This window comes from Paenibacillus sp. FSL H8-0332 (assembly GCF_037963835.1).
Classification (GTDB): domain Bacteria; phylum Bacillota; class Bacilli; order Paenibacillales; family Paenibacillaceae; genus Paenibacillus_AQ; species Paenibacillus_AQ rhizoplanae.
Genome location: NZ_CP150145.1, coordinates 1,836,470 through 1,852,727 on the forward strand (window position 1 = coordinate 1,836,470; position 16,258 = coordinate 1,852,727).

24 protein-coding genes and 1 pseudogene are annotated in these 16,258 nt (G+C 44.7%); 21 read left to right on the forward strand and 4 right to left on the reverse strand.

Translation table 11 applies throughout. The annotated features are described in order from the left end of the window. Nucleotides 1-40 precede the first annotated feature (40 nt). Entirely contained in the window at nucleotides 41-460 is a 420-nt protein-coding gene (locus NST43_RS07855) for a hypothetical protein (protein WP_339223573.1), read from the forward strand. 84 nt (nucleotides 461-544) lie between these two features. Here the strand turns inward: NST43_RS07855 and NST43_RS07860 are convergent. Next, nucleotides 545-817, reverse strand: a pseudogene (locus NST43_RS07860) (short-chain dehydrogenase); the annotation flags it as partial. Beyond that, nucleotides 808-981 carry a hypothetical protein gene (locus tag NST43_RS07865; protein WP_339223575.1) on the reverse strand — a complete coding sequence of 58 codons (174 nt, stop codon included), beginning with the start codon at nucleotides 979-981 and terminating at the stop codon, nucleotides 808-810. The gene NST43_RS07865 and the pseudogene NST43_RS07860, both read right to left, overlap by 10 nt. Before the next feature lie 147 nt (nucleotides 982-1,128). Here NST43_RS07865 and NST43_RS07870 point away from each other — a divergent pair, with 147 nt between their 5' ends. From NST43_RS07870 to ltrA, 16 genes are all read left to right on the forward strand, one after another. Next, nucleotides 1,129-1,752, forward strand: coding sequence for a hypothetical protein (locus NST43_RS07870; protein WP_209991258.1), 624 nt, complete (start codon nucleotides 1,129-1,131; stop codon nucleotides 1,750-1,752). After that, nucleotides 1,676-2,509, forward strand: a complete 834-nt coding sequence (locus NST43_RS07875; protein ID WP_339223578.1) for a hypothetical protein — start codon at nucleotides 1,676-1,678, stop codon at nucleotides 2,507-2,509. Before NST43_RS07870 ends, NST43_RS07875 begins: the two co-directional genes overlap by 77 nt. Then, the gene (locus tag NST43_RS07880) at nucleotides 2,506-2,913 is read left to right on the forward strand and encodes an EndoU domain-containing protein (protein WP_339223579.1); all 408 of its coding nucleotides are present in this window, start codon (nucleotides 2,506-2,508) and stop codon (nucleotides 2,911-2,913) included. The genes NST43_RS07875 and NST43_RS07880 overlap by 4 nt, the downstream gene beginning before the upstream one ends. A gap of 26 nt (nucleotides 2,914-2,939) precedes the next feature. Beyond that, on the forward strand, nucleotides 2,940-3,257 hold the full coding sequence (locus NST43_RS07885; protein WP_339223581.1) for a hypothetical protein: 318 nt from the start codon (nucleotides 2,940-2,942) through the stop codon (nucleotides 3,255-3,257). 300 nt (nucleotides 3,258-3,557) lie between these two features. After that, on the forward strand, nucleotides 3,558-3,926 hold the full coding sequence (locus tag NST43_RS07890) for an Imm3 family immunity protein (protein WP_209991255.1): 369 nt from the start codon (nucleotides 3,558-3,560) through the stop codon (nucleotides 3,924-3,926). A 36-nt stretch (nucleotides 3,927-3,962) separates the two neighbouring features. Next, nucleotides 3,963-4,478: a hypothetical protein gene (locus tag NST43_RS07895; RefSeq protein WP_209991253.1), complete on the forward strand. Its 516-nt coding sequence runs from the start codon at nucleotides 3,963-3,965 to the stop codon at nucleotides 4,476-4,478. Nucleotides 4,479-4,796: 318 nt separating this feature from the next. Continuing rightward, on the forward strand, nucleotides 4,797-5,045 hold the full coding sequence (locus tag NST43_RS07900; protein ID WP_209991251.1) for a hypothetical protein: 249 nt from the start codon (nucleotides 4,797-4,799) through the stop codon (nucleotides 5,043-5,045). A 75-nt stretch (nucleotides 5,046-5,120) separates the two neighbouring features. Further along, complete coding sequence (locus tag NST43_RS07905; RefSeq protein WP_339223584.1) at nucleotides 5,121-5,609, forward strand: hypothetical protein; 489 nt, start codon at nucleotides 5,121-5,123, stop codon at nucleotides 5,607-5,609. A gap of 273 nt (nucleotides 5,610-5,882) precedes the next feature. Then, nucleotides 5,883-6,206 carry a hypothetical protein gene (locus tag NST43_RS07910; RefSeq protein ID WP_209991247.1) on the forward strand — a complete coding sequence of 108 codons (324 nt, stop codon included), beginning with the start codon at nucleotides 5,883-5,885 and terminating at the stop codon, nucleotides 6,204-6,206. A gap of 59 nt (nucleotides 6,207-6,265) precedes the next feature. Beyond that, nucleotides 6,266-6,721, forward strand: a complete 456-nt coding sequence (locus tag NST43_RS07915; protein ID WP_339223586.1) for a hypothetical protein — start codon at nucleotides 6,266-6,268, stop codon at nucleotides 6,719-6,721. A gap of 1 nt (nucleotide 6,722) precedes the next feature. Continuing rightward, nucleotides 6,723-7,088 (forward strand): hypothetical protein, encoded by a 366-nt coding sequence (locus tag NST43_RS07920; protein WP_209991244.1) that lies wholly within the window; start codon nucleotides 6,723-6,725, stop codon nucleotides 7,086-7,088. After that, nucleotides 7,085-7,474, forward strand: coding sequence for an Imm3 family immunity protein (locus NST43_RS07925; RefSeq protein WP_339223588.1), 390 nt, complete (start codon nucleotides 7,085-7,087; stop codon nucleotides 7,472-7,474). Before NST43_RS07920 ends, NST43_RS07925 begins: the two co-directional genes overlap by 4 nt. Before the next feature lies 1 nt (nucleotide 7,475). Then, nucleotides 7,476-7,826, forward strand: coding sequence for a hypothetical protein (locus NST43_RS07930; protein WP_209993475.1), 351 nt, complete (start codon nucleotides 7,476-7,478; stop codon nucleotides 7,824-7,826). Beyond that, entirely contained in the window at nucleotides 7,823-8,158 is a 336-nt protein-coding gene (locus tag NST43_RS07935; RefSeq protein ID WP_339223591.1) for an Imm3 family immunity protein, read from the forward strand. Before NST43_RS07930 ends, NST43_RS07935 begins: the two co-directional genes overlap by 4 nt. A gap of 102 nt (nucleotides 8,159-8,260) precedes the next feature. Next, nucleotides 8,261-8,866, forward strand: a complete 606-nt coding sequence (locus NST43_RS07940) for a DUF1349 domain-containing protein (RefSeq protein ID WP_209993474.1) — start codon at nucleotides 8,261-8,263, stop codon at nucleotides 8,864-8,866. A gap of 551 nt (nucleotides 8,867-9,417) precedes the next feature. Continuing rightward, complete coding sequence (gene ltrA, locus NST43_RS07945) at nucleotides 9,418-10,710, forward strand: group II intron reverse transcriptase/maturase (protein WP_339221615.1); 1,293 nt, start codon at nucleotides 9,418-9,420, stop codon at nucleotides 10,708-10,710. A 354-nt stretch (nucleotides 10,711-11,064) separates the two neighbouring features. On the opposite strand, the gene NST43_RS07950 is transcribed toward ltrA, so the two are convergent. Further along, nucleotides 11,065-11,610, reverse strand: coding sequence for a hypothetical protein (locus NST43_RS07950; protein WP_339223593.1), 546 nt, complete (start codon nucleotides 11,608-11,610; stop codon nucleotides 11,065-11,067). 123 nt (nucleotides 11,611-11,733) lie between these two features. On the opposite strand from NST43_RS07950, the gene NST43_RS07955 reads away from it, so the two are divergent. Next, nucleotides 11,734-12,318 carry a TetR family transcriptional regulator C-terminal domain-containing protein gene (locus tag NST43_RS07955; RefSeq protein ID WP_339223595.1) on the forward strand — a complete coding sequence of 195 codons (585 nt, stop codon included), beginning with the start codon at nucleotides 11,734-11,736 and terminating at the stop codon, nucleotides 12,316-12,318. Nucleotides 12,319-12,322: 4 nt separating this feature from the next. Here NST43_RS07955 and NST43_RS07960 read toward each other — a convergent pair whose 3' ends face one another. After that, on the reverse strand, nucleotides 12,323-13,288 hold the full coding sequence (locus NST43_RS07960; protein WP_339223597.1) for an NADP-dependent oxidoreductase: 966 nt from the start codon (nucleotides 13,286-13,288) through the stop codon (nucleotides 12,323-12,325). Nucleotides 13,289-13,471: 183 nt separating this feature from the next. On the opposite strand from NST43_RS07960, the gene NST43_RS07965 reads away from it, so the two are divergent. The 3 genes from NST43_RS07965 (at nucleotide 13,472) to NST43_RS07975 (ending at nucleotide 16,105) form a co-directional block, all read left to right on the forward strand. Beyond that, nucleotides 13,472-14,059 (forward strand): TetR/AcrR family transcriptional regulator, encoded by a 588-nt coding sequence (locus NST43_RS07965; RefSeq protein WP_339223599.1) that lies wholly within the window; start codon nucleotides 13,472-13,474, stop codon nucleotides 14,057-14,059. Nucleotides 14,060-14,125: 66 nt separating this feature from the next. Beyond that, on the forward strand, nucleotides 14,126-15,064 hold the full coding sequence (locus NST43_RS07970; protein WP_339223601.1) for an aldo/keto reductase family protein: 939 nt from the start codon (nucleotides 14,126-14,128) through the stop codon (nucleotides 15,062-15,064). A gap of 18 nt (nucleotides 15,065-15,082) precedes the next feature. Beyond that, nucleotides 15,083-16,105, forward strand: coding sequence for an SDR family oxidoreductase (locus NST43_RS07975; protein WP_339223603.1), 1,023 nt, complete (start codon nucleotides 15,083-15,085; stop codon nucleotides 16,103-16,105). Nucleotides 16,106-16,258: the final 153 nt, after the last annotated feature.

Sequence of the window (16,258 nt, forward strand, 5' to 3'; positions counted from 1 at the left end):
TGATTCAGACAATGCAGTAGCTGCTGCGTTACTAGCCAAGATGGGGTATACTACAAGAGAAGCAAGAGATGTGCGCCGGGAGTTCCTGCGCATGTTTATGAAGCTGAAGACACGGCTTGATCAAGGACGGCTGGCACTTGTGATGTCAGTGGCGGATTTATATTTCCAGCCGGACCGGGTCCAGGATGAAGAGATTATAAAAGAATTGATGATACAATACCCGGAGGAGGGTGAAGCGATTATGGAACTCATGCCAGCCTGGAAGCGTTGGGGATATGAAGAAGGTATAGCTGAAGGCATAGAACAGGGAATTGAGAAAGGCATAGAACAAGGAATCGAACAAGGAGTAGAAAAAGGCCAGGCGGAGATTATCCGCAAGTTACTGCTTCACGGATTCACTCCGGAAGAGGTCTCCAAAGCGGTGGAGTTACCGGTAGAGAAGATTAAGAAGCTGATGTAAGCGGAGTTCTATCATATTATGCTCACGCCCAAAGAGACGGTCTACCCTAAGACGGTCTCTTTAGTGCGTTTTGATTCAAATCTTTTATTCAATATAGCTCTTCGTGGCCTCATACATCTGGGCTGCATATTGGTCGATCTGGTCCCGTGACATGCGCAGACGGTCCACAGAGGTGCCGTATCCGATCTCCAAGAGTCCTTCAGTGAGTCCCTGGAAGATACCGTCCGTGAATGCATCTAACGGCTCGCCATGGATATGCAGTCCTGATCCGCCGAGATCTGTGTTTACGGCCGGCGGGGCCACCTCGATGACTTCAACGCTGGTCCCGGAGAGCTGGAGTCGCAAACTCAATTCGTATACCGTTCTATTTTCTTATCAATGCCCTGCAAGGCTTCTGTCATGAGCGCGATTTGTACCAGTACAGCCTGTTTGTGTTCTTGAAACATGGCGAGCCGCAGAGTAATCGTGTGGTCCCCTTCCGCCATCCAGTCCACGTATTGCCTGATCCTGCTGATGGGCATTTGTTGTTTGCAGCAATCCATTCTTCTCATAATAACGTATGGTAGATTCCGGGGTGGATTGAACCCAGTTTCTACTTCATCCCGAAGACCGGAGGTGCTGCGGCCCCTGTAGATCTGTACTATGACATTTCTGGGTCGAAGAATAAGATGATTGGGGTTGGCTCTTCCAAGGACAAGCTTAGCTATAGCCGTACTTACTGCCTGGCAGATGGTTTGCGGAATATTGCGGATGGTGAGCTATCCACTTCAGCCAGCTATGAGTATAACTATATAATCACTCAGGAGGAGCGGGAGAAGAAGCCTTGGATCAAATTCTATTCGCAAAATCTGAAGCGCAAAACCAACATTGGAGCAGGCTATAACCTGGAAGTCCTGCCCTACAAATCCCGTATCATGGTGGGTCCAACAGACATCCCGACAGTCGTAGATCCAATCACGGCTGTTCGTAGTGTTCAGCATTGGTATGGAGAGTATAACCTGCCCATTGCCCTGTATATCCTGCCGGGGCGTGATGAGCTGGATAGCGATCCTGTCGTGAAGCAGCTGCGGCTGACCATCCAAGACTCAGGGCCGGGAAGCCTCGGAGCTATTGCTGCTGAGAGCAAGCTAAAGGATATCTTCACAGCGCGCGATCAGATTGCGCAGGCACAAATGGCTTATAAAGTCTACGAGAGCTTTGGGAACAAGCTTACAGATGGACACAGTTCATCTGCAGGCGGAGGAAGCGCGCCAGAAGCTGGCTTCGCTGGGTGTGGAAAAAGTGTACTATGAAGTGGGGAAAGACCTGAGTATGTACTTCAAACAACCGGTACTTCAGGCATGTGACTATGATCCTTCCATCCTAACAAGGAATGTGCTGCTGCCGAAGAATGAATCCTATCTGCTGCTGCTGCGGATGGCCATGGAGCCTGGAGATAAAGGCGGGTGGGCGAAAGGCCAGTTGCAGGCTATTCATGCAGGAGGTATCGACCTTCTATTCATGAATCCAAGCGCGGAGGTTTGGCGGGACATCGTGAACAAGGCTTCGGTAAGGCAAGAGGTCCTAGCAGAACAGGGCAAGCCAGATTTGGCAGATTGGGAGAGACAGCCGGCCAAAAAGGATTTTATAGATAAATATCTGGTGGACCCGTTCATTGAACTAATCACAGGAGAGAAACCGCAGCCTAAGACGCAACTGGAGCAAGTGCTCTCCGCCCAATTCTATGGTATGCAAATCGAGCAGCAATTCGTACTCAGTGATCTATCCAGCGAGTTCGAGTCTACCTTGCGTGGAGTAGCTAGTGCAGACCGGATTAATGAAGTCCTCGGGATGGGGACCGTTAATGTGAAGACCGGAATGCTAAAGAACAGACAAATAGAGCCTGACAGTGGAATAACTGGAAGTCCTTTTGGTAAGATAAAAGCGTTGGATGAGGTAGAGATTAGAAGTGGAATGAAGACTGTACTGGATGATTTCAATCCTGGGGTCAGAGGGGCTACCGACAGTGGTAGTCGTGTGATTTTAAAAACATTAATTAGTCATGAATGAAAGAAAAGATTTTAGAAGGACAAAGAAAGATTCCGAAAAATGATTTAATAGGAGGACATTCGCCAAGCATTAACAATGCTAACGATAATTTCGCAGTTGAAGTTTTATCCACTAATGCTGATGGTACCAAGAATGTAGTTTTTACAAAGAAATTTCCTGACGGAAATCTTTCCAAGCTTAAAAAGAGTACCTTGTTTCCAGATTTTTGGAGTGATGAACAAATTATCATGAGCTTAACGAATGTTGGTAACACTCCTGCTATATCTACAAGATTAAGAGATGGAGCAACTTGGCATAGGGCTACTATAGATGGCGTGGAAATTGATGTAATCAAAGTTGGTGATAATCTTACCAGCGGTTACCCAACACGCAAGATAAACGCATCACGCCCGTCAGGTTTTTAATCTATAAATAAATTGGAGGCATCAAAATGTACAAAGAACTAGATAACCTTTTATCTGCTGATACAACAGTAGATTCTTGGTACGATGATGGCTGTGTCATTGCAAGCGAGATACTCTCGGATTTTGATCCAAGGGATTGGGATGAATTGTCTAATCAAGTGCTTAGTAAACCAATAGATTGGCAGAGGAAATTAGCATACTGTTTGGATAATGAATGCAATGTATATGAACTTAATATTCTAATGTCATTGCTCGGTATAAAAGATGAGGAATTATTCGAGATATGCATTGATACACTGCGGAGTTACACAGATCAAGATAGTAAAAAAAAAGATATTGGATAACCAAGAGTTATTTAAACGGGTAAACGATTTATTACTCACTGCTAACGTACCCGTAAAAAAAATCCTCCAAGATTTTCTTGCGAAAATTTATTTGTGATTTAAAGCTAATCCACCTATTCTTGCTGTCTTTGCAATATTCGTCTCTCTTGATGACTGGGATAAGGAGATTGTGAAAAGAATTGCGGAAGGAATAAAGTGTGGAATTTAAGGTTCGTTATAGAAATATTTTTTCGTTTTAGCTTATCTAAGATCGGAATAACTATCTTAATAATCTGGGGATGCAAGAAGGAGTAGCACTTTATGGATGATTGGGAATATGAAGAGTTATTTGAAGCAATGAATAGAAATTACAATAATTATCTTGAAAAGAATTTAAGTGATCAACTTGCCCTTGCAAGGACATCATATGATTTTGAGACCGTTCGGAAGGAAGGGATATTAGAGAATATTATAGTTTCTACAGCGATGGGTGAGATGATTTTGTCGCACCAAAAAGTTTTTATCGGCAATTTAAATTCTATTGAGGAATTATTAATCAAATATAATCCCAATGAGTTATCAGGACTGATATCATGTGAAAATCTTGCTGATTTGACTACAAGAATTAATAATGTATTAATTTCCCTTAAAGAATTGCCCGTTGATTATAATTCAAAGATTGAGAGTTAAAGATATGCTCGAGAGTAAGATTTTGAGGTGGGAAAATTGAAAACTAATTTTGAACAAGCGAAAAAAAGAATATTAAATATTGACTGGAATCTTGTTTCCATAGATAAACCTTCACATGTGATCTTAGTGACAGAATTTATAAGAAGAGGAAATATATTTTTGGATTTTAATTCCAAAGATAATAATAGACGTGCTATATTTAATGCTTCCGAGATCATTGATTTTAGCATGCCTGAGACTATAAAAGAGGAAAATAGTAGATTTATAAGTGTTAACTTAGATTGGACTACAGAATATCTTTGCGATTTTTACCTTGAATGGTCATATGCAATGGACAACGAAGTACCTATCGCTCTACAATTTCATGATCTTTATGACCCAATTATTAAGTTGTTTGAGAGAGGGGGAAGAATTAGTTATCATCATAATGAGTTAGTATGTGGAAATCATGCATGGGCGCGTAACTCTGGAGCAATAACGAGAGATATTCCTCCACAAGACATAAGTGATGAAGCTTTAGATAGAATTGACCATGATAATGGTGGAAATTAAAATAGCAAGTTCTCTTAGCAGAAAATTCACTATTTGAATAGTATTGTAGTGTGACTTTTTGAAAATCAATTTCGATAGTCCTTTATGGAAAGCAGGTCGACTATGGATATACAATATCATATAGGGCTTGCTTTTTATTTTGTTCCTTTAGATTAGAGGTGAAGTTAAGTGAAGCCTTTAATTTTATCAAAACAATAAGAGAAAGCTCCATTGCGTATCTACGATCGAAACCTTTAAAAATTATTGAGGGAGTGCTCCCCAATACTATGTAATTTTACGGAACTTGAACAGTTTATTGTTGAAGATTTTGAAGGGTTTTTGGAGGAAGGCTTATCATTATCGCAAGTAACAGAAAAATTGCTTGTTGAATATCATCGTGGAATCGTAAGGAGTAACGTTGAAAAACTAGTTGTTTATTTGACAGTTGCTCTTCTTTCTCTTGAAAAAAATTATCTTAGAGTAGATATACAAAGTGAATTAAATAGTATTATTGATATTTCCTCCACAACCTTAAAGCAAGAATTAGCAGACAAGGATGTTAAGAAGGTTTTGCAGGATATTGAATAATATAAGGTGGCTAAAAGTGCTCGTTGAACCCCCATCTTTCCGAAAAATCCCGATTATTCACAGTGAGGTTAAGCTATGTATTTAATGGATGCAAAAGAACGAATCAATAGTATGAACTGGGATTTGGCTGGTAGCAATTCACCAGAAGTAGAAGCTGATTTGGCTTGTGAATTTTTGCGGAGATTAGCTTGTTTTTTTAAAGAGGAGGGGATTAGGCCGATAAAACCTTTGGCTGCAAATATAGCAAAACTATTAGGCGACAAAGACGAAATAGATATTTCGGAGTTTTGTAGCTTGGAAGTGTTGGATTTTTTAGGGGAGAATACATATGTGAAAAATATTGTTCAGTATTATTTACATCTTGCTAGGTATGCTGATAAAAATCCAGATAAATATGAGTATTTAAGAATATATGATCCATTAATTAGAATACTCGAAAGAGGAGGGATGTTCGTGCTTAAAATAAATAGTTTAGATATAGTAAATGGGGTGCATATCCCCTTAAATGGATGGTGTGACAATTTTATAACCATAGAGCCTATTGAGATAGAAGGGTTTGAATGAGTTTGAGGTGGAAGATGGATGAATTGGAATTATTTTAAAACCTCCAAATGGGAACTACAGATATGTAGTATTAGGTATGACTGAATCTCAAGTAAAGGAGTTATGGAGCATATTATCGAGCAGGTATACAGATGGTGCAAGCGGAGCAGTAACGGCTTTTACGAAAAATGTCCCTGATGTATAGAAACCTCGTAGAATTTTTTGGTCTACAGAGCTGCCTAAACTTAGGGGAAATCTGAATGTTGATCATATTGATATAAGGTAGGGATTATTTTGATTAAAGATTATCGCGATTACTTCACCATTGCTTCTGACGGGATAAATCAAGTAAGCTATGAAGACTCTTCATGTAAAGTCTTTATTAGTGTAGCTGATTTTCGGGATGAGATCTGGTGGACAACCATTATAAAAACAGTTAATAAAAAATCTGGTGATGCAGAAAAAATTAACGATCTACAGAAAATAGAGATTTATCGAAGAATATGCGCGCATAAAAAATTGCATAGTACCTTTGGGATTATGACATCTGAGTTTAATCTAATTGAAACAGAAATGAACGGTATAGATTGCAAAATGAATATTCTGGATATTATTTGAGGAAAAATATGGATATTATATATCCTGAATTAAATTGTTATATGAAGAGGTGACCTTGGATGGGGGAACTACTCAATGATGCTGTAAACCGTATATCCTTAATCGATTTTGAAAAGGCAGGAAATGAATTTTGTGAATCGCATCACGCATTAATTAGTGAATATTTCAGAAGGATTAATGTAGTACTAGATACATTATCTATTAGTACTGATAACTACCCATTAATTCGCATTGCTAGTGTTCTTCAGAAAAGCATCCATATCGATATCATAAAAGCTTATCCAGTTCTCGAAGACATTAATAATTTGTACATAAAAGCAATATGTTATTACCATTTAGAAATTTGTTCATTAGTAGATGAGGGTGTTGATGAAGCGAACGAATATAGGGATTTGTACGAGCCGATGATAAAATTGCTGGAACGAGGGGGAAGTTTTTATATCCGACAAGGTGAAATGCTGGTTGGTCCGTCGGCTTATCCTCTAAATTATTGGCGCGAGTTAGAGGTGATGTAAAGTGAAGCCTTTAGTTTTATCTAAAGAAATAAGAGAAGGTAAATTAAACGATCAAGAAATTGTCAATTGTTTAGATATTCAACATAATCAGGTTTTAGTCAGTGCAATAAGTCAGATTATCAGCAGAAAGCTGTGCAATGAAGAGATTATCTCTAAGCTTACTTGTATCAGCAAATTCAGAGACCCAAATGTAAATAAACTTTTTGGAATTGACACTATAGGACATTATAGTATAGCTGCACTGTTTGCTTTGGATACTCTGGAATCAACAAGAAAATATGAGGAATTGATGGCTGATCTTGATGATTGGGATAAGGAGATTGTGAAAAGAATTGCAGAAGGTATAAAAAGGAGTAGCACTTTATGAACGATTGGGAATATGAAGAGTTATTTGAAGCAGTGAATAGAAATTACAATAATTATCTTGAACAAAATTTAACTGATCAACTTGCCCTTGCCAGAACATCCTATGATTTCGAGACAGTTCGAAAAGAAGGCATATTAGAGGATATTATAGTTTCTACGGCGATGGGTGAAATAATTTTGTCGCACCAAATAGTTTTTATCGGCAATTTAAATTCTATTGAGGAATTATTAATCAAATATAATCCCAATGAGTTATCAGGACTGATATCAAGTGAAGATCTGGCTGATTTGACTACAAGAATTAATAATGTGTTAATTTCACTTAAAGAATTACCTGTTGATTATAATTCCTTCATAAGAGATGTTAACAAAGTAGAGGTGAAGTAAAGTGCTCTGGAATTATAAAGAACTTGAACAGTTTATTGCGGAAGATTTTGAAGAATTTTTGGAGGAAGGCTTATCATTATCGCAAGTCACAGAAAAATTGCTTGTTGAATATCATCGTGGAATCGTAAGGAGTAACGTTGAGAAACTAGTTGTTTATTTGACAGTTGCTCTTCTTTCTCTTGAAAAAAATTATCTTAGAGAAGATATACAATTTGAATTAAATAGTATTATTGATATTTCCTCCACAACCTTAAAGCAAGAATTAGCAGCCGAGGATGCTGAGAAGGTTTTGCAGGATATTGAAAAATATAATCAAAAGTTGATGAATGGGGATAAGAGGGGGAATATATGAAAGTTTGGAGTTATAAAGAATTTAGTGAATACATACGTGAAGTTTTTAATACTTCAATAAGTGATGGACTAAATACTCTCCAAGCAGGAGGGAGATGCTTGTACGAGTTATCCAATGCTATAGAGGAGGGGGAAGTTGAGAAAATTATATTTTATGTTTGCTTAGCAGATTTACAAATTGATAAAGGTGTAGTCTCACAACGAATCCTCGATGAAGTGAAAAATATTATTAAGGATTTTAATATTGATAAATTCGCCAATGAGTTAGAGAAGGAAGATATTGAGGATTTGAGCAGACTTGTTCAAAAAGTGAAGGTTAAGCTATGTATTTAATGAATCAAAAAAACGAATAAATAGTATTAACTGGGATTTAGCTAAGGATTGAAATATAATAGTAGTATATTTTGAATTTCCCAAAAATAGGAGGACTACCAAATGACCAAGACTGATCTCGAAACATACCAGTGGATGAATGAGGGGAACATCAGGTTTGAGGATGACAGTATTATATTAGAAGCTACTGCTAACAGTGATTTTTTCTGCAATAACGGGGCGGTTGCGGAAGAAGGGCTGACGCCTGAGAGCCTGACCAATGCGCCGTTCTTCTATACTGAAGTATCCGGGGATTTCGTACTGCGGGTGAAGGTGAGTCATGACTTCCGGGATACGTACGATTCTTCGTCCATTATGATAATGCAGGATCTGTCGGTCTGGGCGAAGGCCTGCTTTGAGCTGACGGATTTCGATACCCATGCTGTGGTCAGCGTAGTTACGAACCAGACCTCGGATGATGCGAATGGCTGCAATATTGAAGGCAATGAGGTATGGCTGCAGGCCGCCAGATCCGGGAATGCTTTTGCTTTTCATTATTCGACCGACGGCGTACGGTTTGACATGATGCGTTTCTTTAACCTACCGGTGGGAGACACGGTCAAGGTCGGGTTGTTGGCGCAGGCCCCTACTGGCGATGGCGGGGATAGAATATACAAGCATTTCTCACTGGAGCAGCGGACGGTGAAAAATATAAGAGCCGGCGAATAGCCGGCTTTTTTGAAAGGCGTGCCCAGAGGCACGCATTATCTAGTTGGTGCAAGTCCAACCAAGAGAGGGGCCAAGCCACTCTTGTAGCTAGGATGCTTGCGCATGGCGAAATCTGTGTGTAAAAGCGCATCGACAAAAGTACCGGTCAGAGACTGGGCGAGCAACAACCCAGGCCGTAACATCAAGTGAATCCTGCCGCGTCGTCAAAAAGGCCCTGCGAAGGGGAAGAGAGGAAGCCGAGTCCCGCTTTCATGGACGAAGGCCAAGGAAGCTGTACAGAACTTGGAACAACAGTGAAGAATCCTCCGGGGTATAGGGATCGGCATGGGTTGAAAGATAATGCAGTGAACTGGGGAGACCCTCCCCCACACGGGGGTTTTTTTTTTTTTAGAAACCCGTAAATAGGCGCTCTATAAGTCCAAAAGACGAAATGAACCGTCTGTGGGAAGGGAGTCCGAGGGGCTCGTAGTACCGAAGAACCTAAGGACAACATAACCTTAGGGAGGGAAGGAGCCCTGCTTTGTTTACGCTTTTGGAGGAGGTACGAGTGAGTGAATGCCAACCGGCTAACGACACCCAAAGAAAAAGTTCAAGAACTCCAAGAAAAGCTAGGTCATGCGGCCAAGGAGAACAACAAGCGTAAATTCCATGCGCTGTACGACAAAGTCTATCGCTGGGATGTGCTGAGTGAAGCCTGGAGACGAGTTAAGGCAAACAAGGGAGCGGCTGGAGTAGATGCCGTGACGCTCGCAGATATTGAAGCACAAGGAGAAATACGGTTCCTGAAGGACTGTGAGCGAGAATTGAAAGCAGGTAGCTACGATCCAGAGCCCGTACGGCGGCACTATATCCCAAAGAAAGACGGGAAACAAAGACCGCTGGGTATCCCGACGGTGCGCGACCGAGTCATACAGATGGCAACGAAACTCGTGATTGAACCGATCTTTGAAGCAGACTTCGAAGAAGTATCCTTCGGATTTCGCCCGAAGCGAAGTGCGAAAGGAGCGCTGGATCGAATCCGGAAAGCCTGCAACCGCAAAGGGAATTGGGTAGTCGACGTCGATATCCAAGGCTACTTCGACAACATTAACCAGGAGAAACTTATGAAATTGGTACAAATGCGTATCAATGACAGGCGAATCCTGAAATTAATACGGAAGTGGCTTCAAGCGGGTGTGATGGAAGAAGGAAACGTAAGGCGTTCCGATTTAGGCACACCGCAAGGTGGGGTGATTTCACCGCTACTGGCGAATATCTATCTGAATTACTTTGACCGACTATGGGAGAAATACGGAAGGGGGTTGGGAGAACTGACAAGGTATGCAGACGACCTGGTGGTGGTCTGTAAAACCAAAAAGGACGCCGAACATGCTTATGAGCTCATAAGCAGGATTATGGAACGTCTAGAGTTAACCTTACACCCGGTCAAAACTCGCATTGTAGGCCTGTGGACAGGAGAGGAAGGATTCGACTTCTTAGGAATGCACCACCGAAAAACGAAAGCAGAAACCTCTCAAGGGAAGGTGTACTATACCACCCAGCAGTGGCTAACGAAGAAGGCAGAGGAACGTATTCGAGGCGTGGTCAAAGATAGATTAGCACCGCCCGGCATGCGATCTAAATCGTTTGCGGAACACGTGAAATGGCTCAATCCGAAGATACAAGGATGGAGAAATTATTACTACACGAACTACAGCCAAAAGAGATTAGCTAAGCTAGACTGGTATATTCTGCAGCGATTAACCCGGTGGTACGCGAAGAAGAGACAGCGCAGAAGATGGATGAGTTCACTATCTGAAGTCAAGTATATAGCCAACATGAATGGACTAAAAACGCTATTGTGATCTGCATGCTCATGAATGACAAACATCGGAAAGCCGTATGAGGGAAAACCTCACGTACGGTTTGATGAGGAGGGGCTGGTTAATCCAGCCCTTTACTCTAGATATATTTTGGCTCCTCCGCAAAGTACCTGAGTCATCATCGAAGCTAAAAGGGGCTAACCCATCGCTCCTTGGGGAATGGTTGGGTGGTACCTCCATTTTACCGGTATGAGCGACTTTTTTAGGATGGACCTATCATTTTCCGCTTAAACAGCGGAGCGTCCACCCAAGTGCTCACGTTGATCCCACTCCGCAATAAAGAGCTGTCCCAAGCAGCCATTTCATGGCTTTCGAGTCAGCCTCTTAATTTTCTGTTCAGCTTGAACCTTTGGCCTGCCTGGGCCAGATGAAATAGGTAACAGTGATGATCAGGTCAATGCCGACCACCACGGACCACACGCTTAGAATACTTAACAGCGCCTCCGTGCGGGCGGCATCGTCGATCCACAATATCAATCCATACAGAATCCCGGCAGCGAGCACAAAAGAGAGCAAGTGCTTCACCCAGCCCTGGAAATAATGCTTGGCATGGTCCATGCCGTAACGCTTGGCCGGCTTCGCCCCTTGCTTGGTAACATAGTAGCGGAAGCGTTCGTCGGCCCAAGCGATCATGCTTTTACCGAATACAATGGACACGGAGATATACACGGCTGCAAGCGCATGTGCTATCGTAGCGGTAGCGCCTCGTGCCAAGTCCACGCCGGAGATCATTAACAGAAGGAGATCGAGGACCGGAGTCATCGCCAGGAAAATCAGCCCCAGTGTTGGCCGTTTGAAGATATAACGTGCTGTAAAGCCTGCAAGAATGACCACCCAGAACAAGACCTCACAGGTAACAATCGCCCATGCAACCAGATTCATATCGCACCCCTTGTTATAGTTGATAGTAGTTATAGCCTAGTCGAAGTATAACAGCGGATTTTAAGTAATACAACTGTATTATTTAAATTGTGCTTATGTTTTCCGGTATGCTACAATATGGGCATGCCAAAAATAGTAGATCATTCCGAACGAAAATCGAATATTGCCGAAGCTACCTGGCGGGTCATTATCCGGCAGGGAATTAAAGGGGCTACGGTGCGTAATATTGCTGCCGAGGCGGGTGTTTCTTTGGGCGCGCTGCGCCATTATTTCTCCACTCAGCATGAACTGCTGGAGTTTGCTATGAATCTGGTGAAGGAGCGCGTAACAGCGAGGATTGTGGATATTATGCAGTCGGAGCTTCCTCCGCGGGAGCAGATTATGAAAGTGCTGCTGGAGCTGCTCCCTACGGACGACAGCAGCATGGCTGAGATGGAGGTATGGTTCGCCTTTACCTTCCATCTCAAGACTGGCGGGGAGAGAGCTACTGAGCTTAATGATGCGATCTATCCGCTGATTGTGCAAATTATTGACTATCTGGATCAGCATGCGCTCTTCAAGCAGGGGCTGGATAAGGATGATGAAGCCGAACGGCTGTATGCCCTGATTGACGGCTTGGCCCTTCATGCCATGCTTGAGCCTGACAGGATGAACAAACAACGTGTGATCCGGGTGCTGAATATTCATCTGGAATCTATCTTGGTATAATGTTCTATCCCTGTTGTCTCAGGATCACTAATTTCCCCCGAACCTTCCTGGTCTCATAATGATTATGTGCTTCTACTATCCCCTGCATAGTAAACGGGAAAATCTCCTCCACATGCACCTTAAGCTTATGTTCGCGGACTTGCTGGATAATGGAAGCCAGATCCCTTGGGTTCGGCTCGATATAGGCAAACTGGGCTTCGATTCCGCGAACCTTGGGGTGGGTGGCGATCAGTGGGTCTACCAGGGAGATCAGCCTGCCGTTGTCCCGCAGAATCTGGAGGTTCTTCTGTTCGGTTGCTCCTATTCCAGTATCCTCATCAACTTCCGTCTCTCTCACCATATCCAGTACAACATCTACTGTGCCGGCTGCTTCTGCAAAATCAGTGGTCGTGTAGTCAATAACCTCATCTGCTCCAAGCTGCCGCACAAATTCATGATTATACGCCCGGGCTGTGGCCAAGACATAGGCGCCGTGCTGCTTGGCCATTTGCACTGCAAGATGTCCCACGCCTCCAGCGCCTGCGTGAATAAGAATCCGCTGGCCGGAATGCAGCTGGCCGTACTGGAATAAGGACTGCCAGGCTGACAAGGCAGCAGCGGGCAGTGCGGCAGCTTCCTGATAGGAAAGCTCGGGCGGAATAACAACCGCTGAGTTCTCTTCCAGGGCTAAGAAGTCTGCATAACCGCCGCCGGATCTGGAGAGCCCCATGACGCGGTCGCCCACCTTCAGCCGTGACACATTTTTCCCCGCCGCCCTCACTATTCCGGCTACTTCTACACCCAGCACATGCGGAAATTGGAGCTGCACCACATCCTTGAATGCGCCAGAGCGCACCAGTTGGTCTGCGGAACTGACAGTTGTGGCGTACATTTCAATGAGCACCTGAGTCTCGGTGATAGAGGGAGTAGGGAGTACTTGTTCTGTGAATACTTCGGGATTACCATAATGCTGAATAGCAATTGCATGCATAGCTAAATCCTCCGATCCGTGTATTTTGAACCTCTGTTGATTTACAGGTAGACGTTCACTATAATGATCCTACCAGTGTGGTATAGCTGCATCAATTGCTAGAATTTCGGAATCTGTTCAGTATTGTACAGAATCTGGAGAAATGTACAATTCAAGGCGAACGGGGCGAAGAAGGGGTTATCTATGGATAGAAGGATACGTAAATCGCAGGAGGCTATTATTGAAGCTTTCATCCAGCTGATTGCAGAGAAGAACTTCGAACAAATCACGATAAACGAAATTGCCGAGCGGGCCAATGTAAGCCGGGGCACCGTTTATTCGCATTTTACCGACAAATACGATCTGCTGGATCAGTGCATCAGGACACATTTTGTCAAGCTGATTGACAGCTGTCTGCCGTGCGGCGAGCAGGCGCTTTTTCCCACTGAGGCGGCTCTGCACTATACGTTCCGTTACCTCGATGAGCATGCCTCCTTCTATGCAGCGGCGCTGGCTAACGAGGGGGTTCCGGCGTTCCGAAATCGTCTGCAGGCGGTACTGATGCGGGGGTTCGACAAACAGATGGATATGAGCAGCATTAACAAGATGATGGACAAGGGAATCCTGGTGCAATTTCTGGCTGTGGCAATGACCGGCATGATCGAACAGCTGGTTACGCGTGCAACGTCCTATTCAGCAGCAGAACTGGCAGGGCAATTGTGGGCGCTGATGGAGCGCAACCAGATGGTCCCGCCGTCCGCTCCGCTTTCAATTTCTACCAAATTGTTCTAAAATGAGTAGGTGCATATAGCAACCGGTTGGCGGGACCCGCCGGATTCAGAGAGGAGCAAGGGATGAATGAAATACCGCAGATTAGGTGGGACCGGACTGAAGGTCAGTGAGATCAGCCTGGGAAGCTGGTTGACCTACGGAGGATATGTGGAGCAGGACAATGCCGTTAAGGCCATTGAAACCGCTTACTCTCTGGGCATTAATTTTTTTGATACCGCGAATGTCTATGAGAAGGGGGCGGCGGAAAAGGTGCTGGGAGCTACCCTAAGCAGCTATCCGCGCGAATCCTACGTGCTGGCGACCAAGGTGTTCGGGGTAATGGGTGACGGTCCCAATGACCGCGGCCTGTCCCGTAAGCATATTACCGAGCAATGCCATGCCAGCCTGAAGCGGCTGGATGCTGAATATGTGGATCTGCTGTACTGCCACCGCTATGATCCGGAGACCCCGATCGAAGAGACACTGCGGGCGCTGGATGATCTGGTCCGTCAGGGCAAGGTGCTCTACGTGGGAGTCAGTGAATGGACAGCGGCGCAGATGACCGAAGCTCTTGCGGTTGCTGACCGGTATCTGCTGGATCATATCGTGGTCAACCAGCCGGTCTATAATATGTTTGAACGTTATATCGAGAAGGAGATTATCCCGCTTGGGTTGCACAAGGGAATCGGACAAGTCGTATTCTCCCCGCTCGCTCAAGGTCTGCTGACCGGCAAATACAGTTCGGTCTCCGATATTCCGGCAGACAGCCGGGCTGCCCGGCTCGACTGGATGCGCAAAGGAATTACGGAGGAGAAGCTTACGAAGGTTCAGGAGCTGGGCAAGGTTGCCGCTGAACTGGATATCTCTGTAGGCAACCTGGCACTGGCCTGGATTCTGCGCCAGTCTAATGTATCCAGTGCCTTGGTGGGCGCGAGCCGCCCTGAGCAGGTGGAGGAGAATGTGAAGGCTTCCGGCATTGAGCTGAATGAGGATATACTGACTCGAATTGAAGAAATTATTGGCTAAGAGAGAGGGAGGATACAGATGAAGGTTCTATTTATCGGAGGTACGGGACTTATCAGTCAGGCGGTTTCCCGGCTGGCAGTGGAACGGGGAATAGAACTGTATCTGTTCAACCGTGGAGAACGCAGCAGCTTCGTGCCGCAGAGCGCACAGGTGATACACGGTGATATCCGTGACAAGGAGCAGGCCGCCGAGGCGCTGAAGGGGTATGACTTCGATGTTGTCGTCGACTGGATTGCCTTCACGCCGGAGCATGTGCAGACGGATATTGACCTGTTCACTGGCAAGACGCGGCAATATATCTATATCAGCTCGGCTTCGGCGTATCAGAAGCCCCAGCGTAATTATTTGATTACCGAAGAGACCCCGCTGGTGAACCCGTACTGGCAGTATTCCCGGGACAAGATTGCTTCTGAGGAGCTGCTTCTGGAAGCGTATCAGAGCAGCGGCTTCCCGGTGACGATTGTCCGTCCTTCCCATACTTACGGAGATACAGCCATTCCGGCGGCGCTGACCAGCTGGAGTCATCCATGGTCCTTAGTGGAACGTATCCGCAAGGGCCAGCCGCTCGTCATTCATGGCGATGGCACCTCTCTATGGACATTGACGCATAATACGGATTTTGCCAAAGGCTTCGTTGGTTTGCTGGGACTCCCTGAGGCGATTGGAGAAGCGGTTCATATTACCTCGGATGAGGTGCTGAACTGGAATCAGATCTATGCGGCCATCGGAGAGGCCGCAGGCCGTGAGCCGAAGGTTGTACACATGTCTACAGATTTCATCGCTGCGAACACCCCGGCGGGAACGGCGGACGGGCTGATCGGGGATCAGGCAGTCAGCAGTGTATTCGACAACAGCAAGATCAAACGTCTGGTGCCTGACTTCCAGGCCACCCTGCCGTTCGCGGAAGGCGTGAAGCGCTCGGTGGCCTGGTTCGAAGCCCAGCCGGAACGCTGCACCTCAGACCATGACTGGTTCAAAATGCTGGACGGATTGATCGCCAGACACGGCGTCGATGCGAAGCTGCTTAGCTATTATGTATAAGTAGATTTTATAGATACAAGTCCTATAGATTACGCTGAGCAGGTGCTGTCCGTTAACGGGTAGCGCCTGTTTTGCTTGCGAAGCCATCCACCCTAATGAAGCTTACAAAATAATCCCCATGTCAGGCTGCTGCGAGGTTATAGCATGAAACCG